General features: G+C 63.7%; 23 protein-coding genes. 3 read left to right on the top strand and 20 right to left on the bottom strand.

The window, feature by feature from the left end; translation table 11 throughout:
* Nucleotides 1-4 precede the first annotated feature (4 nt).
* The 18 genes from V8V93_RS10680 to V8V93_RS10595 form a co-directional block, all read right to left on the bottom strand.
* Complete coding sequence (locus tag V8V93_RS10680) at nt 5-2,245, bottom strand: chemotaxis protein CheA (protein WP_338666656.1); 2,241 nt, start codon at nt 2,243-2,245, stop codon at nt 5-7.
* A 137-nt stretch (nt 2,246-2,382) separates the two neighbouring features.
* Nucleotides 2,383-4,347, bottom strand: a complete 1,965-nt coding sequence (locus V8V93_RS10675; protein WP_338666655.1) for a methyl-accepting chemotaxis protein — start codon at nt 4,345-4,347, stop codon at nt 2,383-2,385.
* A gap of 260 nt (nt 4,348-4,607) precedes the next feature.
* Nucleotides 4,608-5,147 (bottom strand): DUF2062 domain-containing protein, encoded by a 540-nt coding sequence (locus tag V8V93_RS10670; protein WP_338666654.1) that lies wholly within the window; start codon nt 5,145-5,147, stop codon nt 4,608-4,610.
* Between the two features lie 3 nt (nt 5,148-5,150).
* Entirely contained in the window at nt 5,151-7,202 is a 2,052-nt protein-coding gene (gene fusA, locus V8V93_RS10665) for an elongation factor G (RefSeq protein ID WP_338666653.1), read from the bottom strand.
* A 2-nt stretch (nt 7,203-7,204) separates the two neighbouring features.
* Nucleotides 7,205-8,068 carry a hypothetical protein gene (locus V8V93_RS10660; RefSeq protein WP_338666652.1) on the bottom strand — a complete coding sequence of 288 codons (864 nt, stop codon included), beginning with the start codon at nt 8,066-8,068 and terminating at the stop codon, nt 7,205-7,207.
* Between the two features lie 34 nt (nt 8,069-8,102).
* The gene (locus V8V93_RS10655) at nt 8,103-8,831 is read right to left on the bottom strand and encodes an outer membrane protein assembly factor BamD (RefSeq protein ID WP_338666651.1); all 729 of its coding nucleotides are present in this window, start codon (nt 8,829-8,831) and stop codon (nt 8,103-8,105) included.
* An 8-nt stretch (nt 8,832-8,839) separates the two neighbouring features.
* Nucleotides 8,840-9,757, bottom strand: a complete 918-nt coding sequence (trxB, locus tag V8V93_RS10650) for a thioredoxin-disulfide reductase (protein WP_338666650.1) — start codon at nt 9,755-9,757, stop codon at nt 8,840-8,842.
* Between the two features lie 3 nt (nt 9,758-9,760).
* Nucleotides 9,761-10,081 (bottom strand): thioredoxin, encoded by a 321-nt coding sequence (trxA, locus tag V8V93_RS10645; RefSeq protein WP_071547203.1) that lies wholly within the window; start codon nt 10,079-10,081, stop codon nt 9,761-9,763.
* 153 nt (nt 10,082-10,234) lie between these two features.
* Nucleotides 10,235-11,305 (bottom strand): tRNA (adenosine(37)-N6)-threonylcarbamoyltransferase complex transferase subunit TsaD, encoded by a 1,071-nt coding sequence (gene tsaD / locus V8V93_RS10640; RefSeq protein ID WP_338666649.1) that lies wholly within the window; start codon nt 11,303-11,305, stop codon nt 10,235-10,237.
* Nucleotides 11,305-12,336 carry a class 1 fructose-bisphosphatase gene (gene fbp / locus V8V93_RS10635; RefSeq protein ID WP_338666648.1) on the bottom strand — a complete coding sequence of 344 codons (1,032 nt, stop codon included), beginning with the start codon at nt 12,334-12,336 and terminating at the stop codon, nt 11,305-11,307. Before fbp ends, tsaD begins: the two co-directional genes overlap by 1 nt.
* Before the next feature lie 29 nt (nt 12,337-12,365).
* Nucleotides 12,366-13,154 carry a hypothetical protein gene (locus V8V93_RS10630; RefSeq protein WP_338666647.1) on the bottom strand — a complete coding sequence of 263 codons (789 nt, stop codon included), beginning with the start codon at nt 13,152-13,154 and terminating at the stop codon, nt 12,366-12,368.
* 56 nt (nt 13,155-13,210) lie between these two features.
* Nucleotides 13,211-14,002, bottom strand: a complete 792-nt coding sequence (locus V8V93_RS10625) for a tetratricopeptide repeat protein (RefSeq protein ID WP_338666646.1) — start codon at nt 14,000-14,002, stop codon at nt 13,211-13,213.
* Complete coding sequence (locus tag V8V93_RS10620) at nt 13,986-14,309, bottom strand: FtsB family cell division protein (protein ID WP_338666645.1); 324 nt, start codon at nt 14,307-14,309, stop codon at nt 13,986-13,988. The genes V8V93_RS10625 and V8V93_RS10620 overlap by 17 nt, the downstream gene beginning before the upstream one ends.
* A gap of 2 nt (nt 14,310-14,311) precedes the next feature.
* Nucleotides 14,312-14,590, bottom strand: a complete 279-nt coding sequence (locus V8V93_RS10615) for a hypothetical protein (RefSeq protein WP_338666644.1) — start codon at nt 14,588-14,590, stop codon at nt 14,312-14,314.
* A gap of 227 nt (nt 14,591-14,817) precedes the next feature.
* Nucleotides 14,818-15,405, bottom strand: coding sequence for a CDP-diacylglycerol--glycerol-3-phosphate 3-phosphatidyltransferase (gene pgsA, locus V8V93_RS10610; RefSeq protein ID WP_338666643.1), 588 nt, complete (start codon nt 15,403-15,405; stop codon nt 14,818-14,820).
* A gap of 10 nt (nt 15,406-15,415) precedes the next feature.
* Nucleotides 15,416-16,303: an Mrp/NBP35 family ATP-binding protein gene (locus V8V93_RS10605; RefSeq protein WP_338666642.1), complete on the bottom strand. Its 888-nt coding sequence runs from the start codon at nt 16,301-16,303 to the stop codon at nt 15,416-15,418.
* Nucleotides 16,304-16,348: 45 nt separating this feature from the next.
* Nucleotides 16,349-17,320: a DUF368 domain-containing protein gene (locus tag V8V93_RS10600; RefSeq protein ID WP_338666641.1), complete on the bottom strand. Its 972-nt coding sequence runs from the start codon at nt 17,318-17,320 to the stop codon at nt 16,349-16,351.
* Nucleotides 17,321-17,332: 12 nt separating this feature from the next.
* Complete coding sequence (locus V8V93_RS10595; protein WP_338666640.1) at nt 17,333-17,974, bottom strand: protein-L-isoaspartate(D-aspartate) O-methyltransferase; 642 nt, start codon at nt 17,972-17,974, stop codon at nt 17,333-17,335.
* A gap of 167 nt (nt 17,975-18,141) precedes the next feature.
* Between V8V93_RS10595 and V8V93_RS10590 the strand changes: the two genes are divergently transcribed.
* The 3 genes from V8V93_RS10590 to V8V93_RS10580 all read left to right on the top strand — a co-directional run bounded on the left by V8V93_RS10590 (nt 18,142) and on the right by V8V93_RS10580 (nt 20,764).
* Nucleotides 18,142-18,573 carry a CBS domain-containing protein gene (locus V8V93_RS10590; RefSeq protein ID WP_338666639.1) on the top strand — a complete coding sequence of 144 codons (432 nt, stop codon included), beginning with the start codon at nt 18,142-18,144 and terminating at the stop codon, nt 18,571-18,573.
* A gap of 172 nt (nt 18,574-18,745) precedes the next feature.
* Entirely contained in the window at nt 18,746-20,098 is a 1,353-nt protein-coding gene (locus tag V8V93_RS10585) for a M23 family metallopeptidase (protein WP_338666638.1), read from the top strand.
* A 114-nt stretch (nt 20,099-20,212) separates the two neighbouring features.
* Nucleotides 20,213-20,764 carry a hypothetical protein gene (locus V8V93_RS10580; RefSeq protein ID WP_338666637.1) on the top strand — a complete coding sequence of 184 codons (552 nt, stop codon included), beginning with the start codon at nt 20,213-20,215 and terminating at the stop codon, nt 20,762-20,764.
* On the opposite strand, the gene V8V93_RS10575 is transcribed toward V8V93_RS10580, so the two are convergent.
* Together V8V93_RS10575 and lon are read right to left on the bottom strand one after the other, a co-directional pair.
* Entirely contained in the window at nt 20,761-21,744 is a 984-nt protein-coding gene (locus tag V8V93_RS10575; RefSeq protein WP_338666636.1) for an ADP-ribosylglycohydrolase family protein, read from the bottom strand. The genes V8V93_RS10580 and V8V93_RS10575 overlap by 4 nt on opposite strands.
* A 91-nt stretch (nt 21,745-21,835) precedes the next feature.
* Nucleotides 21,836-24,298, bottom strand: a complete 2,463-nt coding sequence (gene lon, locus V8V93_RS10570; protein ID WP_338666635.1) for an endopeptidase La — start codon at nt 24,296-24,298, stop codon at nt 21,836-21,838.
* Nucleotides 24,299-24,314: the final 16 nt, after the last annotated feature.

Here is a 24,314-nt window from a genome sequence, read left to right as displayed (position 1 = left end):
AATGCTATCTGGATTCTGCAATGACCCGGCGCACCAGGCTGGGCACGTCCAGAATGAGCGCGATGGAACCGTCGCCCTTGATGGTCGCGCCCGAGATGCCTTCCACGTCCTTGTAGACGCGACCGAGGCTCTTGATGACGGTTTGGTGCTCGCCGATGACCGTGTCCACCACGATGCCGACGCGGCTTCCCTCTACGCCGGTGATGACGATCTGTTCGATGGGCGGGTTCTCGCCCTCGATGTTGAACCATTCGCGAATGTGGATATACGGGACGATCTCGCCGCGCAGGTGCAGAATGCGCTGCTCGGAGCCGGCCTCCTCGACCTCGCTGCGGGAGAGTTCCACGCACTCCTCCACCAGGGACAGGGGGATGACGTAGTATTCGTCCTCCACCCGGACCTGCAACCCATCGATGATGGCCAGTGTCAGGGGCAGGCGGATGGTGATGGTCGTGCCCGCGTTCGGCTTGGAGTCGATGTCGATGGTCCCGCGCAGGGAGTCGATGGCCCGCTTGACCACGTCCATGCCCACGCCCCGGCCGGACACGCTGGTCACGACCTTGGCGGTGGAGAAACCGGGCTCGAAGATGAGCTTGAGCAGTTCCTTCTCGGTCAACTCGGCGTCCTTGGTGATCAGGCCGCGCTCGATGCCCTTCTCGCGGATCATCTCGCTGCTCATCCCCTTGCCGTCGTCGGTGATGCGGATGAGCACCTCGCCACCCGAATGCTCGGCGGACAGCATGATGGTGCCCTGCGGCGGCTTGCCCTTGGCCTGGCGTTCCTGGGGCTGCTCGATGCCGTGGTCGATGGAGTTGCGCAGCAGGTGGACCAGCGGGTCGCCCAGCCGTTCGATGACCGTCTTGTCCAGTTCGGTCTCCGCCCCGCTGGTGGACAGGGTGATCTGCTTGCCCAGGTCGGCCGAAAGATCGCGCACCAACCGGCGGAACTTGCTGAAGGAAGTGCCGATGGGCAGCATCCGGATGCCGAGTGTGGAATCGCGCAGTTCGTCGCTGAGACGCTCCAGTTCCTCGGCCAGAAGGGTCAGGGCCGAATCGTGCTTCTCGCTGACCACCTGGGTGATCTGCGCCTGGACAATGACCAGTTCGCCCACTAGGTCCACCAGATAATCCAGCTTGTCGGCGGCCACGCGGATGCTGCTCAGGGCTTCCTGGCGCTTCTTGTGGACCACCTTTTCCCGGACCTCGCCCTGCCGCTTGACGGCGTTGCTGACCTTGTCCGCCGGGACCTTGCCCGACTCGGTCAGGATCTGGCCCAACGGCTTGTCCACGCCACCCTTCTGGGAGGTCAGGGCCTCGGCCACGTCCGCATAGGTCAGGTCGCCGCTCTCCACGAGCATCTCGCCGATCATGGGAATGCGGACAGTATCCTCGTCGTCCGCGAAGCTGGACACCGACGTGGCCGGGCCGCTCTCCCGCCGGGTCTCCCCTGCCTGGGGGGGCTCGGCCGGGGCCGGTTCCGCCGCGGGTTGAGGCTCGGAAGGGGCCGGTTCCGGCGCGGAAGGGGCTCCCGCCTCCTCGACCTTCACCTTGAGGTCCGCGTCCAGGAAGAAGAACACGTCCTGGACGTCGTCCTGGGCGGCCTCGGTCTCCAGGGACAGTTCCCAGCCCTGGCCGGTGTCGCGGTGCCCCGACTCGATCTTGAGAGTCCCCAGCCGTTCCAGCTCCTCAAAAAACCCCTCCACGGCGTCCGCATCCACGGAGCCGCCCAAGGGCCGCAGGGTAATGGTATAACGGTGAAGATCTGCGCCGGGTTCGGCATCCGGACCGGTTTCGGGCTCGGGCTCTGCTTCGGGCTCTTCGTCCGGGACGGCCTGAACGGAGCCGGCCTCGGCCGCCTCGTTGGTCCCTTCGACAAAGGCCCGCAGGCTGTCGAGGATATCCTGCATGGTTTCCGGGGCCACGGGCTCGTCATCCTCGGCGTCGAGCATGGCCCGGATCTGATCGCGGGAACGCAGGGCCAGGCTGCACAGGACCGGAGTGGCCTGCAAGTCGCCGTTGCGCACCATGTCGAAAACCGTCTCCACCTCATGGGTGAACGCGGCGATCTCCTCGAACCCGAACATGGAGCCGGACCCCTTGATGGTGTGCAGGGCCCGAAATATCTGGTTGACCAGATCCATGTCGTCCGGAGCTTCCTCGAGTTCGAGCAGGGCTCCCTCGAGTTCGATCAGGAGGTCGTAGGCCTCCTCCTTGAATATCTGCCTGTTCAGGTCGTCTCCTGACATTCCGCCACTCTCCTCACGTCGGATTCGCATACATTCAACAGCATGAATCGATTAGGTTGGCCACTTGCGGCGTACTGACAGTATATCATCCGGAAAGAGCGGAATAGACCATTATAATCTTTTCCGAAACGGCGAGATTATTTGGTTCCCAGGAATTTGATCTCGGCCCGGGCCGATTGCTCGTCAAAGGGCTTCACGGCGATCTCCACCCGTTCGCCCTTGAAATCCGCCGCTCCGAGCAGGATTCCTTCGAAATACTCGAACAATCCCCGACTCGAACGGTAGTTCATAAACAGGACGTCGCCCTTGTCCTCATAGGTAAACTTGGGCGGCTTGATGCCCGGCTGGGCCTTGGTCAGTTGGGCGTGGACGTCGTTCATGCGCAGGTAGAACGCCTTGAGCGAATCCTTCTTGAAGTAGCCAGGATAGAGTTCGTTGAAGCGGACCACCGTATACCGGCCCAGGCCGATGAAGAACTCCCGGACCGTCAGCCCGGCTTTCGCGGCCGCGAACTCGGCCATCTGGCGCAGGGCCTGGTCGGGGTAGCTGTCCCCCGGCAGGAAGACCGGGTTGCCCATCTCCTCCTGCATGGCCGCGTAGAGCTTGTCGCCGAGGGTCTTGCGCACGTATTCCTGGGCCAGCTTGGGCAGGACGCCCTTCATCTGCCCTTCGGACCGGCGCAGTTTGTCGCCGGATGGGGATTTCCCGCTGCCGAACTCCCTGGACACGCTCAGCAGCTCCCTGGCCAATTCGGCCATCTCGCGCGTGGCCCCGGCAGCCTGTCCGGCGGCCTCGTCCGCATCCTCGGCGATGGAGGCGATGTCCTCCACGCTGCGCATAATCCCCTCGGCGGCCGAGGACTGCTCCTCGGCGGCGGTGGCGATCTGGGCGACCCGCTTCACCATGTCGCCGATATTGTCCATGATCCGTTGCAGGGCCTCGCCCGCGCGGTTGGACAGGGCCGTGCTCTCATCTACCTTGGCCGCCGTGGCCTGCATGGAGCTGGTGGCGTCCTTGGACCGTGCCTGGATGGCGATGATGGCTTTCTCCACCTCCTTGGTGGCATCCATGGTCTTTTCGGCCAGCTTGCGGACCTCGTCGGCGACCACGGCGAAGCCGCGGCCCGCATCGCCCGCCCGGGCCGCTTCGATGGCTGCGTTCAGGGCCAGCAGGTTGGTCTGATCCGCGATGTCGTTGATGACGTTGATGATCTGGCCGATGGCCCCGGCCTGGGAATCCAGCTCGCCGATCTCCCGGCCGAGCTGGCGGGCCGATTCGGCCACCTGGTTGATGGCCAAAACCGCGTCGCTGACCATGGACACGCCTTCGGCGGCGGAGGTATTGGCCTCGCCCGCAGCCTCGCTGGTCACCGTGGCGTTGCGGGCCACTTCCAGCACCGTGCCGGTCATTTCCTCCATGGAGGCGGCCACCGAAGCGGTCTGACGGCGCTGCTTCTGCGCGCCCTGGGCCTGCTCGTCGGCCGAGGCGGAGAGCAGCTCCGTGGCCGAGGCAACGTGCTCCGCCAGGCCGCTGATGCGCTCGCCCGCCTGTTTCATGCGCTCGCGCTGCTCCTCGATCTCCCGCTGGCGGGCCGCCTGGTCGGACAGGTCGAGGAAGGAAGTCGCCGCGCCAAGGGCCGCGCCCGATGCGTCGTAGATGATATTCACGTAAAGCTGGACCGGAAGGGTCCGCCCGTCCCACAGATTGAGGTCCAGGATCTCGGCCACGGGCTTTTTGTCGCGCAGGGCCTTTTCGGTCACCGAGCCCCTGTCGCGGTCGTAGAGAGCCCGGCCGACGGTCTGGCCGACCACCTGTTCCTCGGACCTGCGCAGTAGTTTGAGCAGGGACCGGGTGGCCAGACGGACGTGCCCCTCGGCATCGCAGACCAGCGCGGGACTGCCCAGTGCGCGCAGGGCCCGTTCGAAATACGCCGCCTCCTCGCGCCGGACGGCCAGCCCTTCGGCCAGGGGGCCCAGCGCGCCGCCGAGCAAATGCCCGTCTTCTTCGGACAGCTCCCCGCCCTCGGCCAGCCGCCCGAGGGCCGCCTTCAGCCGGTTCCCGGACCACTCCTCGCCGGAGCCTATCGCAATGCAGACGAGCATGGCGCAACCGGCCGCCAGACCATAAAACAGCCAACCTTCCCGGAAGGTTGCGACGGCGAATACCCCGCACACGACCAATCCCGCCAAGACCATTCTACCCAGTGGACGTACCGGCATTCATCTGCTCCCGTGCGATGTGGTGGATGGCAAATTGGAAAACATATACCGGGCCACCACTACCCCTCTTTGAGGGTATTGGCAATTATAGGCCGCAAAAACCCGTTTCGTTTCGCGGTGGAAGGCAAAAGCCGAGCTGCGGACTATTCCTCGCGCTTGCGCAGGATGCGGACGGCCCGGCGCCTGCGGTAGCGGCGGATGGCGAACAGGGAAAAGAAATAGGTGACGATGGTGGCCGGGATGCCGAAGGCCAGTCCGCCCGCGAACATGACCCCGAAGACCTGCCAGCCCGCATGGATCATGTCGACCATGCGAAGCTTGTCGGGATCGAAGGCCACATTTTGGAAAGGCGTGACCGACTGGCCCACGCGGAAGAGGAAATAGTAGAACGGGACCATGGTGGCCGCGTTGGAGTAGCAGGTGGCCACCCAGGCGGCCAGCTTGTTGACCCGCAAGAGGAAGGCCAGGGCGATGACCACCACGGACTGGAACGGGATGATGGGCAGCGCGCCGATGAACATGCCCAGGGCGCAGGCGGCGGCCAGATTCTTGGGCGACGAATTCTGGCGCATGAGACGCAGGTACCAGTACCGCATCCAGCGCTTGCTGCCCTTCCACCACTCCCTGAAGGACCTTCTGGGCGGCTTGTCCGGGGGCGTCCTGCGAAGAGTCCTCGCGGTCAAGACTCACTCCAAGACATCAAAACGTGAAAATTTCATCAGGAACCCGGCGCGGCCCTGGGTGGCCGACCGCAGGTCGGTGGAAAAGCCGAACAGCCTGCCCAGCGGGGCCAACCCCTGGACGATCTTGAGCCCTGCTCGGTCGATCATGTTTTCGATCTTGGCCCCCTTGGAGCCGAGCAGGCCGACCACGTCGCCGACGAACTCCTCGGGCACGGAAATCTCGACCCACATGATCGGCTCCATGAGCTTGGGATCGGCGTTGGCCAACGCCTCCTTCAGGGCCATGGCCGAGGCCATACGATAGCCCACCGGGCTCGACTCGCCCTCCCGCCGCTCCAGGCCGAGCACCCGGACGCGGACATTTTGCACCGGGTAGCCCCGGATCACGCCGCTCTGCAACCCGTCGGTGATGCCGTCCTCCACCGCTTCCAGCCAGGCGGCGGGCCAGGCCTCGGTGTCCACCTCGAAGGAGATGGTCCGCTCCTTGTCGCGCGGCAGCGGCTCCACGGAAAGCTCCACCGCGCCGAAGTGCATGACCTCGCCCAGCTCGCGGCTGAACAGGCCCTTGCCCGACCCCTTGGCGCCGATGGTTTCCTGGTAGACTACCTGGGGCTTGCCCGCCCGTGGTTCGAGCTTGTACTCGCGCCCGAGCCGCTCCAGGACGACCTCAAGGTGCAGTTCGCCCATGCCGGACAGGATGATCTGGCCCGTGTCCTCGTCGTGCGTCAGGTCCAGGGTCGGGTCTTCCAGAAGATATTTTTCCAGGACCTCGTCGAGCTTGTCGCCCTCCTCGGTGTTGCGCGGCTCGATGGCCAGGGAGATGACCGGCTTGTAGTCCGCGATCTGCTCCAGGATGATGGGCGATTCCCTGTCGCACAGGGAGTCGCCGGTTCGGGCGAACTTCATTCCCGCCGCGGCCACCATGTCGCCCGCGAACGCCGCGTCGATCTTCTCCTTGCGGCCCGCGTGCAGCCGGAACAGCCGGGCCACGCGCTCGTCCTGGTCCTGGGTGACGTTGTACACGGTCCCGCCCGCCTCGATGCGCCCCGAATAGATGCGCATCATGGCCAGCTTGCGGCCGGAGTCCATGGCCACCTTGAAGACCAGGGCGGACAGGGGCTCCTTGGGCGAGACCTCGAAATGCTTTTTCTTGTGCGTGACCGGATCCACGCCGGTGGCGGGCGGAACGTCGAGAGGACTCGGCAGATAACGGCAGACCGCGTCGAGCACCGGCTGCACACCGATGTTCCTGAGCGCCGAACCGACCAGCACGGGCACGATCCGGCGCGCCAGAGTGGCCTTGCGCAGGGCCGCGTGAATCTTGTCGGCAGGCACGTTTTCGCCGGACAAGTACAGGTCGAGGATTTCCTCGTCCTCCTCGGCGGCGGCCTCGATGAGCTTTTCGCGCCAGGGCGAGAGCATGGCGGCCTGGTCCTCGCTGACCGGGGTACGGGTGTAGGTCGCGCCGCTGGCTCCCTGGTCGAACTCGAGCCGCTCCATGGTCACCAGATCGAAGACGCCGGAAAAGTCCTGGCCCTCGCCGTCCGGATACTGGACGGCCACCGGGTTGGCCCGCAGCTTGCGGACGATGTCGTCGAGCACGCCCTCGAAGTCCGCGCCCAGCCGGTCCATCTTGTTGACGAAGGCCAGCTTGGGCACGTGATAGGACTCGGACTGCCGCCAGACGGTCTCGGACTGCGGCTCCACGCCGCTGACCCCGCAGAACACGCCCACGGCTCCGTCGAGTACGCGCAGGGAGCGCTCCACCTCGATGGTGAAGTCCACGTGGCCCGGCGTGTCGATGATGTTGATCATGCACGGGTCCCACTGGCAGGAGGTCACGGCCGAGGTGATGGTGATGCCGCGCTCCTGTTCCTCGGGCATGAAGTCCATGGTAGCCGTGCCCTCATGGACCTCCCCGATACGGTGAATCCGTCCGGAGTAATAGAGAATTCTCTCGGTCAGCGTGGTCTTTCCGGCATCGATGTGCGCGATGATGCCGATATTGCGGAGGTTGCCGAGAACCTTCGCCGAGGGGGCGTTGCTCTTGCTCACGATCAGTCTCCGATGGTCCAGGCGGTACGGTGAAAAAGGAAAAAACCGGGATGCAGTTCCGGCCAGACCCAGCCCCCTTCCTGGCCGGGCCCGAAGACGAGCCGGGCGCGGTCGAGGGCGTCGCCGATCCGGTCGGAAGGGACGAATGCCGCGTCGCGGACCGCATCGAGAAAGGCCGGGAAATCGGCCCCGCCCCGGACGAAGCCGCCGGGCAGGGGGACGTCGGCCCCGAACGCGGTGAACGCGATGTCGGGATGAACGAAGGCCAGGGCATCGAGATCGAACGGCTCCCGGTCATCCGAAAAGAGTACGGCGCTACGGTCGAAGGCCGGTCTGTGTACGGCCACTCTGCTCCGTCCGGCGCGCAGGCCGGGCCGTCCGGCCAGGTCCACGACCGCCACGCTCGCCCCGGCCCCGGCCAGGTCGTCGAGCAAATGGAAGACGCCCTCCCCGGTCAGGTCGGCCACCAGTTCCTGCCCGGCCAATTCCATGGCCGTGAGCAGCGCGCGCGGCCATTTCCCCCGGCCGTCCACGCGAACGGCCAGGACGTTCGGCACGCCACAGGCAATGGCGGGCACCAGCGCGGCCAGCAGCCGTGCCGGGGAAACGAAGGAATCGTCGAACAGGACCAGGGCGCAATCCGCGGGCGCAACCCTTGCCACCGAGGAAAAACCACCGCGCCAGCGCCGGGCAACCTCGCAGGCCGTATCCTTGCGCGGGCCGTACCAGTCGTACAGCCGGGCGATGCAGGTCTTCATCAGGGCGCGTTCCCGGTCCGAGGACTCCTCGTAGGCCGCCGCGAACAGGGCGTCGTCCACCAGGGACTCGCCGATCAGATCAGGCAGGGACAATGCGGGGTCGGGCATGGAAACGGCCAGCGGTTGAAGGGTTGGGCAGGGCCTAGAGCCACTGCTTGAGCCAGAGCTTCCAACTCCCCTGGACGCGCTCTCGCTCGCCCTCGGACAGGGTCTTCTGGTACTCGAAGTAGGAGTATTCGGCCCGCTTCATGGCGTAGTCGCGCAGGTCCTGGATATCCGAAAAGTTCTCCACCACGTACTGGTAGCGATGCCAAGCGGGGCCGAACTGGTCCGTACGCCAGAAGAAGTCGGCCACGAATATCTCGTGCTCAGCCAGGATGCGGCGGCTCTTGAGGATCATTTCCTTGGCCGGCTTGACGTACTTGGACTTCGGATAGGTCTCCACCAGGCGGTAGAGATACTCCAGCCCCTCCTTGATATTCTCCTGCCGCCTGTCGATGGTCTTGAACATGGACACATCGGTGTTGGCGATCTGGTAGAACACATAGGGAATGTTTTCGTTGCTGGGATGCAGTGCCTCGAATTCCTTGTACGAATCCAGGGCGTGCAGGTAGTCCTCATCCAGGAAGTAGGCATCTCCCAACGCCAGTTCGCCCTTGAGCGAGTACGGACTGAACGGGAAGCGGTCCTTGAGCTTCGAGAAGTAATCCTGGGCGTCCCCGTATTCCTTCTGGTCCATTGCCGCCATGCCCGCCTCGTACAGCTCCTGGGCCGTATCCTCGGGCGGAGGCAGAAAATAGCTGTCGATCCAGATGCACCCCGAAAGGGACAACAGGACGACGACAAGGACGGGGGCCAATATTCGACGCATGGGGACTCCTAGTCCAGTTGCTCAAGATAGGAAAAGGCGGCTGTGGCGGCGGTAGCCCCGTCGCCCACGGCGGAGGCCACCTGACGGCACTGTTTGGCCCGGATGTCGCCGGCCGCGAAGATGCCGGGCACGTTGGTGCGCATCTCCACGTCGGTCACGACGCCGTTGGGCTCCATCTCGATCTCCTTGGGAACGAAATCGATGATCGGTTCGAACCCGACAAAGATGAAGACGCCGTCGAGTTCAAGCCGGGTCTGCTCGCCGTTGCACACGTCCCGCAGAGCCAGGGCCTCCACGTCGCTGTCGCCCAGGACTTCTTCCACCACTTTGTTGCGGATGACCTTGATCTTCTCGTTGGCGAAGCACTTGTTCTGGTAGCAGATATGGCCGCGGAAATCCTCGCGCCGGTGGATGAGGTAGACCTTGTTCACCAGGCGGGCCAGGTACAGGGCCTCCTCCAGGGCGGAGTTGCCGCCCCCGATGACGGCCACGTCCCGGTCACGGAAGAAGTTTCCGTCGCACAGGGCGCAATAGGACACGCCGCGCCCGAGCAGGCGTTCCTCGCCGGGTACGCCGAGCTTGCGGTACCGGGAACCGGTGGCCAGCACCACGGACTTGGCCCGGACCTCCTCGTCGCCCACCACAATGGTGTGCCAGGGAGAACCTACCTTGATTTCGCGGACCTCGTCGTTGATTCGGTGGAGGTCGTAGTCCTCAAGATGGTTGGCGAACTTGTCAGCCAATTCCCACCCCTGGAGCCCCTTGGGAAAACCGGGGTAATTCTCGATCTCCGAGGTCATCAGAACCTGCCCGCCGGGGGACAGCTTCTCGGCCATGGCGGTCTTTACTCCGGACCGTAAAAGATAAAGGGCAGCCGTCATTCCTGCCGGGCCGCCCCCTATGACTACGGCGTCATAAGATTTCATCGATTACAGCGCCTTTTTCGTGATCATTTCCTTGATGCTGCTCTTGGAAACGGCACCGGTGGATTGGTCGACGACTTCTCCGCCCTTGAACAGAATCAGGGTGGGGATGGCGCGGATACCGTACTTGCCGGGAGTGGCGGAGTTCTCGTCGACATTCATCTTGACGATCTTGACCTGACCGTCGAATTCCTCGGCCAGCTCGTCGATGACGGGACCCATGGCACGACAGGGGCCGCACCAGGGGGCCCAGAAATCAATAAGGACCGGGATGTCGCTCTGCAGAACGTCCTGCTCAAAACTACCGTCGGTGATCTGGTTCGCCATGAAGTACTCCTTTTTTTACTCGGCCAACGGCCTTTGTATTCTCGGGGTCCGGCAGCGCCGGAGCGGCGTCATGCCGCAATTGTTTTCGCAATTTATTTAAAATAGGTCCGCATGTACCCTACTGTCAAGGAGTGGCGGGAATTTTCACGCCCGTCACACCCGCTCCCAGTCCAACGGAACGATACGCCCACGGGGTATCGCTTCGAGGTCGAGCCCGTGCCGATATCCTGCCTCGGCGAGCAGCCAGCCCGCATGGGCGATCATGGCTCCGTTGTCCGTACACAGAGACAGTCCGGGCAGGGTCAGCCCGATCCCGTGGCCCTCGGCCACGCCCCGCATGGCCTCGCGCACGCCCGTGTTGGCGGCCACGCCACCGGCCACGATCAGGCTCCTGACCTCGCCCGCCTGTTTCAGGGCGCGCTCCACCTTGATGCGCAGGGTGTCGGCCACGCTCCAGTTGAAGGAGGCGCAGACCCGGGCCAGGGCGGCCCGCCGCTCTGCGGGCAGGTCGGCCACGGCCTGCGGATCGGCCATGGTCTCGAAGACCAGTTCCGAGTGGTCGGCCACGTAGTTGGCCACCGCGGTCTTGAGCCCGCTGAAGCTGAAATCCAGGGTCGGGTTGTCGATATACGGCCGGGGGAACAGGTCCGTGTCCGGCTCGGCCTCCTGGGCGAGCTCGTCGATATAGCGTCCGCCCGGGTATGGAAAATTCAACATTTTCGCAGTCTTGTCAAAAGCCTCCCCGGCCGCGTCATCCAGAGTGCGCCCGAGCAGCGTAAACTCCGTGGGCGACTCGACCAGGTAGGTGTGGGTGTGCCCGCCCGAGACCAGCAGCCCCAGGGCCGGGAACGCAAGCTCCCCTTCCAGCCCGGGCGCGAGCAGATGCGCCCAGAGGTGGTTGACACCGATCAGGGGCGCGCCGCACGCCAGGCTCAACCCCTTGGCAAAGCTCACGCCCACCAGCAGGCTGCCGAGCAGGCCGGGGCCGCGTGCCACGGCCACGCCGTCCAGGTCCCCGACATCGACGCGGGTCGTGCGCATGAGTTCCCGGTAGAGCCGGGGCAGGACGCGCAGGTGCTCCCGCGAGGCGATCTCCGGAACCACGCCGCCGAACAGGGCATGCGTGTCCACCTGGGTGGCCAGCTCCTGGCCCAGCAGTCGGCCGTCACGGACCAGGGCCACGGCGGTTTCGTCGCAGGAGGTCTCGATACCGAGGATGAGCATCAGCGGTTCTTCTTTCTCCGGGACTCGGATTCGAAGATTTCCTGGACCACCTGGACGTCGTTGCGCGAGCCGCAGAAGAAGGGAATGCGCTGGTGCAGGTGGTCGGGCTCGATGTCCATGACCCGATTGACGCCGTCCACGGCCATGCCGCCCGCCTGTTCGGCGAGGAAAGCCATGGGATTGCACTCGCAGGTCAGCCGGAGCTTGCCCGTGGGCTTCTTGGGGTCGCGCAGATCGGCGGGGTACATGAAGATGCCCCCGTAGAGCAGGTTGCGGTGGAAATCCGCCACCAGGGAGCCGATGTACCGGCCCGAGTACGGCTTGCGCAGGGCGTTCTTGGGCGACTTGAAATAGGCCAGGGCCTTCTTGGTGTGGCGGTCCCAATACCGCTCGTACCCCTCGTTGACCGAGTAGATCTTGCCCTGCTCCGGGATGCGGATGTTCGGGTGCGAGAGCAGGAATTCGCCCACGCTCGGGTCCAGGGTGAAGCCGTGCACCCCGTCGCCGCAGGTAAAGACCAGCATGGTCGAGGAGCCGTAGAGCACGTAGCCCGCGGCCACCTGTTCGCTGCCCCGTTGCAGCACGTCGCTGGACATCAGCGCGGCGTCCGGGTCGCTCTTGCGCTTGAAGATGGAAAAGATGGTCCCGATATTGACGTTGACGTCGATATTGGAGGAACCGTCCAGGGGGTCGAAGATGATGATGTACTCGCCGCGCGGCAGGGACTCGGGCACCTCGATAATGTCCGCGTTCTCCTCGCTGGCCATGGCGCAGAGCACGCCGGACCGGGCCAGCCGATGGATCAGGATGCGGTTGGCGTACTCGTCGAGCTTCTTGACTTCCTCGCCCTGGACGTTGATGTCGCCTGTGAAGCCGAGAATGTCCACCAGCCCCGCCTTGTTCACGGCGCGGCCGATGATCTTGGCGGAAAGCACGAGTTCGTTGAAGAGTCGCGTGAACTGGCCGGTTGCCCCCGGCACCATCTTCTGGTGCAGAAGGATGTGCTCGGTGACGGTTACCTGTTGCGACATTTGCTTGCCCCCACGGTTGTTTTGCGCCCCTAGAATGGCCACCAGCTTCCCTCTGCGTTTGGGTCCACGCTTTCCGTAGCGTAAATATACTGGTCCTTACCCACGTACCGGGTCAACCAGGTGTAATACCGATTGCCAACTCTGATCTGCCCGTGGACCTCGCTCTTGAGGATGTCCTCCCAGTCCACGGCCAACAGGGCCTTCTTGTCCACGTCCGCACCCAGAGTCCAGACGTTGTGTCCGGGATGGATGATGATCAGGGCCTTGGGGGCCGGGCACAGTCGCATGAGCGACCGGGGATCGAACCCCACGCCGATAAGCCCGCCGAACCGAACGTCCTCGAAATAGGGCCTCCCGATGTACATCTCGGGACCGAGATCGGAGTAGTCCACCACGGTCAGCAGGCTGACTTGCCGCCAGACCCCCTCGAAGACCAGCGGTTTGCTGATGCGCTTCACCGGGAGCTCGGGCTGCATGAAAATGATGGTCCCCTCCTCGTCCGTGACCAGGACCCGGTCGACCCACGGGAAGCGGGCCATGAGCAGGTCGAGCCACTCGATGCCGGGCATGGTGTCCGTGTCGGACACGAACCGGATCAGGGAGGTCAACGGCCCGTCGACCGGTGAGATGAGCTTGGCCAGCTTTTCCTGGTTGGGGTTGGTGAACTGGTAGCTGTCGGTGTCGACGACCGGTGGCGGGTCCACGAAATCACGCGTGGTCTGCCAGGTTTCCTTGGTATATTCGGCGGTGGAGTCCCACACGCCGCAGCCGCCGAGCAACATGGCGGTGGCCAGAAGGATCAAAAATAGGTATCGCATATTCCCGCTTTCATGCATGGACGCGCCGCGAGGCGGAAACGTCCCTTACAGGTTCGCTAGCTCTGGACCCGGGCCTCGAATCTGGCGGCCAGGGTTTCGAGCGTGCTGATCAACCGGTTCTTGGCATGCACGCTGAAGGCGTCGGCTTCCCCGTCCGGCCCTCCGCCGTCCCGGTCGCGCTCCAACTGCACGATCCGGTCTTGCAGTTCCGCGCGCCGTTCGTCGGACATGGTTGATTGCAACAAATCCCGGTAGATTTCAAGTGCGCCCTCGACGTCCCCCTGGGAGGCCAGCAGGTCGGCCATGGTCTTGGTCCGGAAGGAACCGGTGCCGGGCCGGAAGTCCGGACGACCGGCCTCGTCGTCGAAATGCGGCCGCTCCCGTTCGGGCAGCCTGAAAGGCGGGGGACAGTCCACCGGGGGCGGCAAGGGCGCGCCCACCAGCCGGTCGGCCAGGGTGCCGATGCCCTCGAAAACCACGTCGGTCCACTTGATGATGTCGCCGGAGAGATTGGAGGCCACCAACATCAGAAAGACGGCCAGGTCGCGCTGTTCCGGGGGCAGGCTCCGAGCCCAGCCGCGCCAGAACGCGGGATAGTCGCGCAGGGGATTGATGACCCGCTCCAACTGCTCGTGGACCTCGGCCTCGCGGTCGAGCTCGGTCAGCAGCTCCACCAGGAGCATGCGCGCCTCAAGGTAATCGGGATGTCTGTCCAGTCCCTGGCGCAGCGTCTTGACCGCGTCCTCGGGCTGTCCGTTTTCCACGAACAGCTTGGCGAGAGGGAAGAAAACCCGAGAGCCGGGTTCCAGGGAGAGAACTTCCTGATACCATTCAATTTTCTTGCACATCGGCGGTTTCTCCGCGAGGTTGGTCCTTCTCATCCGGGAATATGTACAACAATTCGTCCTTCTTGACAAAATTCATCTTTTCTCGAATGACCTTCTCCTGGTAGCCCTTGTCCGACTTGAGCTTGCGGATCTCCTGGCTCAGGTCCAGGCTTCTGGCGTCCACGGTCTCGATCTTCTTGCGAAGGACCTCGTACCGGTTCTTCAGTTCCAGATAGGCGAACACTCCATGATCGCTCCATATCAACCTGGTCATCAGGAAAAGGTTGATGGACACGAGCAGCACCACGAATATCAATCTTCCTCGCATGGTTACTGAAGCCTGCGCTCCGCCCTCGCCCGGGGCTTGCGACGAGCCAGCGGCCCCTGCAACTCCCTGAGGAAATTCGAGGTCGCCGTTTCAATGCGCTCCACGTCCGATTCGCTCAACTCGACTTCATCGATCTTTTCGAGGAACGACTTGAGCACGGCGAATTCGTCCAGAAGGGAATGGCCGTTTTCCAACTGCTCCAGCTGTGACTCGAGATCGAGAATGGTCTGGAGGCAGTTGGTTATGCGGACAAGATGTTTGACCGAGCTGGAATCCGACATAGGTATCTCTCAGAAATGTTTGTCTCTCTTCGTTTATTAACCCTTTTTCCGAGATCTTGTACAGTTATGCAATACCAAAAACTAGCATGTTACAACACCCCTGTCATCCTTGAAATTCCCCAGTAGAGACAAGCAGTTGTCGCGCGGAAAGCCGTGCTTGTGAGCCGGGTCTCGATTTTTTCTAGACTCGGCCGGCGCGTTCGGCCGGACGTTTCCGGTCTCCCTGATCAGCCCTCGGAGGTGCCTATCCACTTCTTGTAGAAGTTGTACAGGTAATGGCCGCCCGAGACCACGGTCAGGACGAGCGCGATGTACAACAGGACCTTGCCCGTGAGGCGCGGGTCCCAGCCGAACAGCGGGTAATGGAAGATCAGGAAGCCCACGGCCAAGGACTGGGTCAGGGTCTTGAGCTTGCCCAGCCTGTCCGCTGCCACCACCTCGCCCATCTCGGCGGCAATGGCGCGCATGCCGGTCACGGCCAGCTCGCGGCAGATGATGATGATCACCACCCAGGCGGGCACGCCCCACCCCGGCCCGAGCCTGACCAGCATGATCAGGGCCGAGCCGATGAGCAGCTTGTCGGCCAGGGGGTCGAGGAACTTGCCCAGGTTGGTGATGGTGTTCTGCTCGCGAGCGATCTTGCCGTCGAAGTAGTCCGTGACGCAGGCCAGGAAGTATAGGCCGAAGGCGAAATAGGAGCCGAACTTGAATTGGAACCACATCTCGAAATAGAGCAGCAGCACGATGAAGGGCGCCGCCAGTATCCGGGCCATGGTCAGGCAATTGGGAAGATTGAAAACTTTCTTCTTGTCCATCGTTCCCGCCTTATGTGTTTGTGGTCGAGGCCGCCTCAAGACTGCTCTGAGCGGCCGCCGCGATGGTGTCCGCCAACTCGATGAACGCACGTTTCGCAAAGGAGTCCTCTTCCAGCAGGACCACCGGGGTGCCCAGGTCGCCCGCCACCACCGTGGCCGGGTCCAGGGGAATGGCCCCGAGGAAGTCCAGGCCGTACTTCTCGGCCAGATCCTTGCCGCCGCCCTTCTTGAACAGATCGATGGCCTGGTGGCAGTGCGGACAGATCAGCCCGCTCATGTTCTCCACCACGCCGAGGATCGGGGCCTTGGCGTACTGTAGGAAGTTGATGGACTTGCGCACATCGGACAAGGACACCTCCTGGGGCGTGGTCACCACCACGGACAGGGCGTCCGGGATGGTCTTGAGCACGGTCATTGGCTCGTCGCCGGTGCCCGGAGGGGAGTCGACCACCAGGAAGTCCAGCTCGCCCCACTGCACGTCGGAGATGAACTGGCGGATGGCCGAGGTCTTCATGGGGCCGCGCCAGAGCACGGCCTGATCCGGGTCCTTGAGCAGGGACTCCATCGAGACCACGTGGAGATTCTCATTGTATTCCTTGGGAAGGATCAGTGACCCCCGGTCGATGTCCAGGGTGCCGGAGATGCCGAGCAGGGTCGGCACCGAGGGGCCGTGGATGTCCACGTCGAGCAGGCCGACCTTGTAGCCCTCGGCGGCCAGGGCCGCGGCCACGTTGACCGAGACCGAGCTCTTGCCCACCCCGCCCTTGCCGCTCATGATGAACAGCTTGTACTTGATCTTTTCCAGGGTGGATTTGATCATCTCGTCCTGGATTTTCATCTTGGCGCTCGGCTTGCCGTCGCCACCGCCTCCGCAGGAGCCGGAACTGCACTCACTCATATCCGTTTCTCTCTTTATCTGTCTCTCCCGTTAAGGAGAACCTAATCATTTCACACGGTTCGAAAGCCGCTCCAAGACGACCACGACGAGCACGCCCGCCACGAACAGGCCCATTGCCAGGACCACTTCCCCGCTGAAGCCGTCGGGGAAGACGTTTTGCGTCCTCAACACGTGCATCTTCCCACGAATGACCGCCGATTCCAAGACTTCTTTCCAGGGCCAGACTTTTCGCAGCGCCCCGATCATGAATCCGGTCAACACGCTCACCGTGGCCGCATGCCAGCGACTGAGCAGGAAATGCAATACCCTGGAAAACAGGGCGATGCCCACCACCGCCCCGGCGGCGAAGGCCGCTATGACCACGAAATTATTCCACAGGAACGGATTCTTGAGGGTCCTTGTCACATATTCGTACTTGCCCAGCATGAGCAGGAGGAACGCCCCGCTGATGCCCGGCAGGATCATGGCGCAGATGGCGATGGCCCCGCACAGAAAGATGAAGGACAGCGTCTCGGGCGTGGACACCGGGATCATGCCCACCAGCAGATAGCTGCCCACGGCCCCAAGCAGGACGAAACACAGATTCGCGGCGTTCAGCGGCCTGATCTCCCGCCCGACCACGAATATGGAGGCCGCGATGAGCCCGAAAAACAGGGACCATATCTCCACCGGCCGGTTGTTGAGCATGTAGTTCATGACCCCGGCCATGGTCACGACGGCGGTCAGGATGCCGAAGAGCAGGCAGGCCAGGAAACGGACGTGCACTTCGGCCAAGGCGCCCGCCAGGTCCAGGCGAAGCAGCCTGCGCACGAAGAGGACGTCGAAGGAGCGGATGGCGTCCACCAGTTGGGAATAGATGCCGGTGATGAAGGCGATGGTCCCGCCGGACACGCCGGGGATGATGTCCGCCCCGCCCATGCACAGCCCCTTGAGCCAGAGCACGGCGGCCTCGCGCGTGGACCTCGGGCCGGGGGCGGCCATGAAGGCCGCCCTGAAATTCATTTTGTCGCCGCTCACGCCGCCCTCCCGCTACCAGCCATGGCTGCCCACCAGGTCCACGAAGGCCACGCCGCCCTTGTCCTCGCGGGTGACCCGGCCGTCCTTCTTCTCCACCAGGACCAGGGTCTGGCTGCGCCTGGACCCGCCCACCGGGATGAGCAGGCGACCGGGGTCGGCCAACTGGTCCACCAGCGGGCCGGGCACCTCGGGACCGCCCGCCGTGACGATGATACGGTCGAACGGGGCCTCCTCGGGCCAGCCCATGGTCCCGTCGTCCAGCTTGAGCTTGACCGAGAACATGCGCATGTCCATGAACCGCTTGCGCGCCGCGTGGAAGAGCTTCTTGATGCGCTCCACGGTGTAGACCTCGGCCCCCATGTGGGCCAAAACGGCCGCCTGGTAGCCGGATCCGGTGCCGATCTCCAGCACCTTCATGCCCGGCTCCACCTGGAGCAGCTCGGACATCAGCGCCACGATGTAGGGCTGGGAGATGGTCTGTCCCTCGCCGATGGGCAGCGGCCCGTCGCCGTAGGCCTTGTAGGCCAGGGCCTCCTCAACGAAAACATGGCGCGGCAGTTCGCGCATGGCCGCAAGTACGCGCTCGTCCGTCACGCCGCGCGCCTGAATCTGGTCGCGCACCATGCGCTCCCTGAGCCTTACCGGGTCAACCATCGTCTCTCCTGGGAATACGGCGTTCCATGAACGAAAACACCTGCGGGATGCTGAACAGATTTTACCCTCCAAGTCAACTCGGGGGGCAAGAAATAACCGGAAAGGGAGCAGAAATCTTGACACATTTCCCACAGTGGCGGAAAGTAATAGTAGACCTAGGAGGAGTTATGCTGAAGGTGAGTGATCTCATGTCGTCGCCCGTCTTTTCCCTGAGGGAGAACGACTCGCTGCACAGCGCGCGGGAACTCATGGACCTGCAACGCATCCGGCACATCCCCATCGTCACCGTGGACAACGTCTTCACCGGGCTCATCACCCACCGGGACATCCTGTCCGCGACCATCTCCAAACTGGCCGACCTCGACCCCGAGACGCAGAAGGAAATCGACTCGGGCATCCCCATCCATGAAATCATGCGCGCGGACATTACCTCCGTTACGCCGGAGACCTCCCTCAAGGACGCCGCCCGGCTCCTGTTGAACAACAAATACGGGTGCCTGCCCGTGGTCGAGGGCGGCGGCCTGGTCGGCATCGTCACCGAGGCCGACTTCCTGCGCCTGACCATCAACCTGATGGACGGGCTGGATCAGGACAATTGACCCGGACCCGCTCCGAACCCGAAGCCGCATCCCCAGGGATGCGGCTTTTTTGACATTCCGCCCTTCCCGGCCCCGCCCGTGGGGCCGGGGCGCCGACTTTTCCCCATCTCCCCTTGTGTCCTGCCATGGAGTATTATAGAAATACTCTAGATTTCATCACACAGGAAGTACTATGAACAAAGACACGAGTCTGACGAAAAAGAAAAGCGGCGGCAAGCTGCCCCTCGGCGGCCTCCTGGCCATCATCATCCTCCTGGCCCTCTGCGCCGGGGCCTTCATGATTTTCCGGGACACCACCCCTCCGGTGGTTTCCATAGGCCCGGACACGGACCAACTGGGCAAGGGCTCCGTCGTGTCCGTCAAGGTCGACGACCCGGGCAGCGGCCTGAAGTCCCTGGAAATTTATGCCGTCCAGGGCGACAAGCGCGTCCCCTTGGCCGCCAAGACCTACCCCGGCGGCATCCTCCAGGTCCAGGAGGACATTCCCCTGGACTCCGGGACCATGCGGGAGGGGCAGTTCACCATTGAGGTCACGGCCCGGGACGCCTCCCTCTACCCCTTTGGGCAGGCGGGCACGAGCAAGGCTGAAAAGACCTATTCGCTGGACCTGACCCCGCCGCGCATCTACGTGGAATCCCCGGTCAACAACCTGAATCAGGGCGGGGCCGGGCTGATGATCTACGCCCTGAGCGAAGAGGCGGCCAAGACCGGCATCCAGGTGGGCGAACGGTTCTTCCCGGCCTACCTGCAAACCGGCGGCCAGGGCAAGTTCCTCTATTACTGCATGTTCGCCCACCCCTGGGACGTCCCGGTCAAGGACTTCCAGCCGTTCATCACCGCCTCGGACGCGGCCGGGAACAGCGCCAAGCGGTCCTTCAACTATCACACCAACCCGCGGGCCTTCCGGCATGACAAGATCAACCTGTCCGACAGCTTCATGGAACAGACCATCCCGGAGTTCCAGGGGCTGATCCCCAATCAGGGCTCGCTGATCGACCAGTACCTGTACATCAACAACACCATCCGCAAGGAGAACCGGGCCAAGCTGGTGGAATTCAGCCGCCAGACCAGCCCGACCATGCTCTGGTCCGGTCCGTTCGTACGCCTGCCCAACGCGGCCAACCGGGCCCGCTTCGCCGACGCCCGCGACTACCTGTACAAGGGCAAGAAGGTGGACTTCCAGACCCACCTCGGCCTGGACCTGGCCAGCGTCAAGCACGCACCGGTCCCGGCGGGCAACAGCGGCCGGGTGGTCTACGCCGACTTCCTGGGCATCTACGGCAACGTGGTGGTCCTGGACCACGGCCTGGGCCTGCAATCGCTCTACGCCCACCTCTCGTCCGTCGCCGTGCATCCCGGCGACATGGTCGAAAAGGGCCAGATCATCGCCCATACCGGGGCCACGGGCCTGGCGGGCGGCGACCATCTGCACTACGGCATCACCGTGGGCGGCATCCCGACCCAGCCCATCGAATGGTGGGACGGGACCTGGATCAAACACAACATCACTTCGAAAATCCAGTAATACCGGAAAGAAAGCGGCCCGCCTCAAGCGGGCCGCCTTATTTTGGGGCACTTTTTTTCCGGACCGAATCCTGCATGCATCCCGGAGGCGGCAATCCTTTCCTCCGGAGACGGCATGCAACTATCCACCGACCCGACTACCTGGCCCGACACGACGGCGGCCACCCGGCTGCTGACCCGGTCGCGGAACATCTCACCCGTGAACGGGGAAGCCGAAACCATGGACGAGAGCCGGACCGAGGGCGCGCCGTTCACCGTGCCGAAGGAGCTCACCCCCGAAGAGCAACAGCGGGTGGAATTCCTGCAGAACCTCCTGTCCCAGACCCTGGCCATGGCCGAGGGCAACCCCACGGACGAGCAGAAGACGCGCATCCGCGACATCGAGAACGAGCTGGAGAAGATCACCGGCGTCAAGATGCATTCCCGCATCTCGAACATGGTCGCCAAAATGCCCGGCAAGACCGACAGGAAAAAGGACAGGGAGGAAGATCGGGAGCGGGAACTGGGCTACCAGACCGTGGGCATCGACCCCGAGGAGGCGGTGCACAACAACAAGCCGCTCACGGGCAAGGGCGACAACCCGGGCATGCAGATGCTCCGCAGGAACGCCCTGTTCAACGCCATCAGCTTAGAGGGCCTTTCCTCCCTCGCTTCGCCGGTCCTCTAGTCCAGGGCCGAAGCCACCTTTTCCGCGCCCGCCAGGATCTCGTCCCGGTCGCGCAATCCGTCCACGAACCGCCGGGGGATGCCCCCCAGGCCGACCTGCGCCCCGGACAGCGCGCCGGTCAGGCAGGCTCGGGCCATGTTGTTGCCCCCGCCGTTGACGGCCGTGAGCACGGCGGTCTCGAAGTCGCCGAACCGGCTGGACAGCCAGTAGGCCGCCGGGACCATGAAGCCGAGCTGGCAGGCCAGGCCGTAGATCTGGGCGATGCGCTCCGGCGGGTCCACCAGGATGTCCCCGTCCACGGCCGCCTCGTGCACCAGGCCGGGCTGGAGAAAGACGTCGATGAGCGCCCGGTCCACTTCCTTCTGCGCCCAACCCATGAGCGATTTGCCGGACTTCTCCAGGGACTTGCCGCGGATCAGGCGGCACACGGCCAGGATGAAGGCCAGAGACTGCGCGGCCACGAACGGCTCGGCGTGGGTCAGATGGATGTTGGCCACGGCATGGGCGGCCAGCCCGCGCGGATCGTCGGCGTAGCGCGCGGCCAGCATGACCCCGCGCACGGCGGCCTCGCCCGAATCGGACAACCCGGCGGCTTCGCTCCACGGCTTGCCGTCCCGGCGTGCCTGCCAGACCTCGCGCATGGCGATGTCCGTGTACCGCCCGCCCTGCGGCGTGCCGTCGATGGTTTTGAGGAATTCGTCCAGTCGGGCCGTGAAGTCGGCCTCGTCGTAAACACCCTGCTCCGCCAGGGAGGCGAGCAGAAGCATGGACACCTGCCCGGTCTGGGAGACGTCTCCGGCCTTGCATCCGTCGTGGTAGCGTCCCGGCTTGGGCGGCCGGTAGTCCGTGATCCAGTCGCCGTAATCCGCGTGCAACTCGTTCAAATCATAATACCAGTGCGGCCCCAGTCCCAGGGCATCGCCGATGTACATGCCGACTATCGCGCCCATGGCGCGTTCCTTTCTCGTCAGTTCATTCATGATGGACCTCCAGGTTCCCTCAAGAGTACACGAAAAAAGCCGGACGGCAATAGTACCGTCCGGCTTTCTTTTCCGATTCGTATGGAGGGGGTTACTGGCGGGCGGGCCGCCGGAACTCCTCCTTGAGGAGGCAGGCCGCAACCGGCGCCTCGCCGTGGTTGCGCACCCAGACGTTCCTGGAGTCGCCCTCGAGCGCCCTGTCGATGACCTGGTCCATGGTCTTGACCGGGATGACTTCAAGGTCCTTGAGGATGTCCTTGGGCACATCCTGCAGGTTCTTCTCGTTGTCGGCCGGAATGAGCACGGTCTTGATCAGGCCGCGATGAGCGGCCAGGAGCTTCTCGCGCAGGCCGCCGATGGGCAGCACACGGCCGCGCAGGGTGATCTCGCCGGTCATGGCCAGATCGTTGCGCACCGGGATGTTCAGGAGCGCGGAGATGAGCGCCGTGGTCAGAGTGACGCCCGCGGACGGACCGTCCTTGGGAGTGGCCCCGTCCGGCACGTGGATGTGGATGTCCACGAGCTTGTAGAAGTCGGGCTTGAGCCCCAGCAGGTCGGACCGGGAGCGGATGTAGGACACGGCCGCCCGCGCGGACTCCTGCATGACGTCGCCGAGCTTTCCGGTGATCTCCACCTTGCCCTTGCCGGGCATGAGGACCACTTCGACCAGCAGCATCTCGCCGCCGAGCTGTGTCCAGGCCAGCCCGTTGCACACGCCCACCTGGGCCTCCTCCTCGCGCTCGCCGTAGGTGAACTTGGTCACGCCGAGGATCTTCTGCAGGCTCTGCTTGGAGATCTGGATGGACTTGTCGCGGTCGTGGTCCTCCACGATGCGCATGGCGGACTTGCGGCAGATGGAGGCGATCTCGCGCTCCAGGTTACGCACGCCCGCTTCCTTGGTGTAGTAGCGGACCACGTCCAGGATGGCGTTGTCCGAGACCTTCAGGTTCTCGGGCTTGAGCCCGTGCTGCTTGATCTGCTTGGGCAGCAGGAACCCCTTGGCGATCTCCACCTTTTCGGTCTCCAGGTAGCCGGGCAGCCGGATGATCTCCATGCGGTCCTGCAGCGGCAGCGGGATGCCTTCCAGGCTGTTGGCCGTAGTGATGAAAAACACCTTGGACAGATCGTAATCCAGGTCCAGGTAGTGGTCGTTGAAGGCGTAGTTCTGTTCCGGGTCCAGCACTTCAAGCAGGGCCGCGGACGGGTCGCCACGGAAATCGGCGGACATCTTGTCCACCTCGTCCAGGCAGATGACCGGGTTGTTGTACTTCACCCGCTTGAGCGATTGGATGATCTTGCCGGGCATGGCCCCCACGTAGGTACGCCGGTGGCCGCGGATCTCGGCCTCGTCGCGCACGCCGCCCAGAGACAACCGCAGGAACTCGCGGTCCATGGACCGGGCGATGGACCGGGCGATGGACGTCTTGCCTACGCCAGGAGGGCCGACAAAACAGAGGATGGGGCCCTTCATGGTCTCCACCAGGGTCTGCACGGCCAGATATTCGAGGATGCGCTCCTTGGGCTTTTCCAGGCCGTAGTGGTCCTCGTCGAGGATGGCCCGGGCCTTCCGGATGTCCACGTCCTTGTCGTCCTTGATATTGTCCCAGGGCAGATCGAGCACCCAGTCGATGTAGTTGCGGACCACGGTGTACTCCGCACTGGACGACTGCATGGTCCGCATCTTCTTGATTTCCTTGCGGACGCGCTCACGGTTCTCCTCGGACATGGGCTTGGCGTCCAGTTGGGCTTCCAGCTCCTGCGCCTCGGCCTGCGGGTCGTCGTCGCGGCCCATCTCCTTGTTGATGGCCTTGACCTGCTCGTTGAGATAGTACTCCCGCTGGTTCTTCTCCATCTGGTCCTTGACGCGCCCCTTGACGCGCTTCTCGATGGAGACGATCTCGATTTCGCCGAGCAGCAGCTCGTAGACGCGTTCGAGACGGCGGTTGGGGTCGAGCTCTTCGAGGATCTCCTGCTTGCGGGAGAAGTCGATCTTGAGGTGCGGCATGATCTGGTCGGCGAGTTGGCCCGCGTCCTTGATGGTGGACATGGCCAGGATGGCCTCGGGGGCCACCTTCTTGTTGACCTTGCCGAACTCCTCCAGCGAATCCTGGACCGCGCGGATGAGGGCCTTGCCCTCGGCGGTCTCCTCGCCGGTCTCGCCCAGCACCTGGAACCGGGCCTTGGGATAGTCCCCGTCCTCTTCGACATAGGGGATCATGTCCACTTCGGGATCCCAGGTGGCGCGGGACACGCCCTCGAACAGCACCTTGATGGTGCCGTCGGGCAGCCGCAGCATCTGCAGGATCTTGCTGACCGTACCGACGCGGTAAAGGTCGCCCGCTTCGGGGTGTTCCTTTTCCGGGCTCTTCTGGGTGACCAGGAATATCTGCTTGCCGTAATCGGCTACCGCGGTCTCTATGGCCTTGATGGAGGCTTCACGCCCCACGAAGAGCGGGACGATGGATTTCGGGAACATCACCACTTCCCTCAGCGACATCATCGGGAGGGTCATGGGATCAGGGGATTTCTTGCCGTCGAAACTGAATGTCGGCATTGATTCCTCCGGGGGT

The organism is Pseudodesulfovibrio sp. 5S69 (assembly GCF_037094465.1).
GTDB classification, from domain to species: domain Bacteria; phylum Desulfobacterota; class Desulfovibrionia; order Desulfovibrionales; family Desulfovibrionaceae; genus Pseudodesulfovibrio; species Pseudodesulfovibrio methanolicus.
This window is presented reverse-complemented; position numbering and strand designations above follow the sequence as displayed.

Excerpts from the sequence above, each read along its gene's own strand:
- V8V93_RS10680 (WP_338666656.1), bottom strand. The coding sequence starts at position 2,245 with ATGTCAGGAGACGACCTGAACAGGCAGATATTCAAGGAGGAGGCCTAC.
- V8V93_RS10675 (WP_338666655.1), bottom strand. The coding sequence starts at position 4,347 with ATGCTCGTCTGCATTGCGATAGGCTCCGGCGAGGAGTGGTCCGGGAAC.
- V8V93_RS10660 (WP_338666652.1), bottom strand. The coding sequence starts at position 8,068 with ATGCCCGACCCCGCATTGTCCCTGCCTGATCTGATCGGCGAGTCCCTG.
- V8V93_RS10655 (WP_338666651.1), bottom strand. The coding sequence starts at position 8,831 with ATGCGTCGAATATTGGCCCCCGTCCTTGTCGTCGTCCTGTTGTCCCTT.
- trxB (WP_338666650.1), bottom strand. The coding sequence starts at position 9,757 with ATGAAATCTTATGACGCCGTAGTCATAGGGGGCGGCCCGGCAGGAATG.
- trxA (WP_071547203.1), bottom strand. The coding sequence starts at position 10,081 with ATGGCGAACCAGATCACCGACGGTAGTTTTGAGCAGGACGTTCTGCAG.
- tsaD (WP_338666649.1), bottom strand. The coding sequence starts at position 11,305 with ATGCTCATCCTCGGTATCGAGACCTCCTGCGACGAAACCGCCGTGGCC.
- fbp (WP_338666648.1), bottom strand. The coding sequence starts at position 12,336 with ATGTCGCAACAGGTAACCGTCACCGAGCACATCCTTCTGCACCAGAAG.
- V8V93_RS10630 (WP_338666647.1), bottom strand. The coding sequence starts at position 13,154 with ATGCGATACCTATTTTTGATCCTTCTGGCCACCGCCATGTTGCTCGGC.
- V8V93_RS10625 (WP_338666646.1), bottom strand. The coding sequence starts at position 14,002 with ATGTGCAAGAAAATTGAATGGTATCAGGAAGTTCTCTCCCTGGAACCC.
- V8V93_RS10620 (WP_338666645.1), bottom strand. The coding sequence starts at position 14,309 with ATGCGAGGAAGATTGATATTCGTGGTGCTGCTCGTGTCCATCAACCTT.
- V8V93_RS10615 (WP_338666644.1), bottom strand. The coding sequence starts at position 14,590 with ATGTCGGATTCCAGCTCGGTCAAACATCTTGTCCGCATAACCAACTGC.
- pgsA (WP_338666643.1), bottom strand. The coding sequence starts at position 15,405 with ATGGACAAGAAGAAAGTTTTCAATCTTCCCAATTGCCTGACCATGGCC.
- V8V93_RS10605 (WP_338666642.1), bottom strand. The coding sequence starts at position 16,303 with ATGAGTGAGTGCAGTTCCGGCTCCTGCGGAGGCGGTGGCGACGGCAAG.
- V8V93_RS10595 (WP_338666640.1), bottom strand. The coding sequence starts at position 17,974 with ATGGTTGACCCGGTAAGGCTCAGGGAGCGCATGGTGCGCGACCAGATT.
- V8V93_RS10590 (WP_338666639.1), top strand. The coding sequence starts at position 18,142 with ATGCTGAAGGTGAGTGATCTCATGTCGTCGCCCGTCTTTTCCCTGAGG.
- V8V93_RS10585 (WP_338666638.1), top strand. The coding sequence starts at position 18,746 with ATGAACAAAGACACGAGTCTGACGAAAAAGAAAAGCGGCGGCAAGCTG.
- V8V93_RS10580 (WP_338666637.1), top strand. The coding sequence starts at position 20,213 with ATGCAACTATCCACCGACCCGACTACCTGGCCCGACACGACGGCGGCC.
- V8V93_RS10575 (WP_338666636.1), bottom strand. The coding sequence starts at position 21,744 with ATGAATGAACTGACGAGAAAGGAACGCGCCATGGGCGCGATAGTCGGC.
- lon (WP_338666635.1), bottom strand. The coding sequence starts at position 24,298 with ATGCCGACATTCAGTTTCGACGGCAAGAAATCCCCTGATCCCATGACC.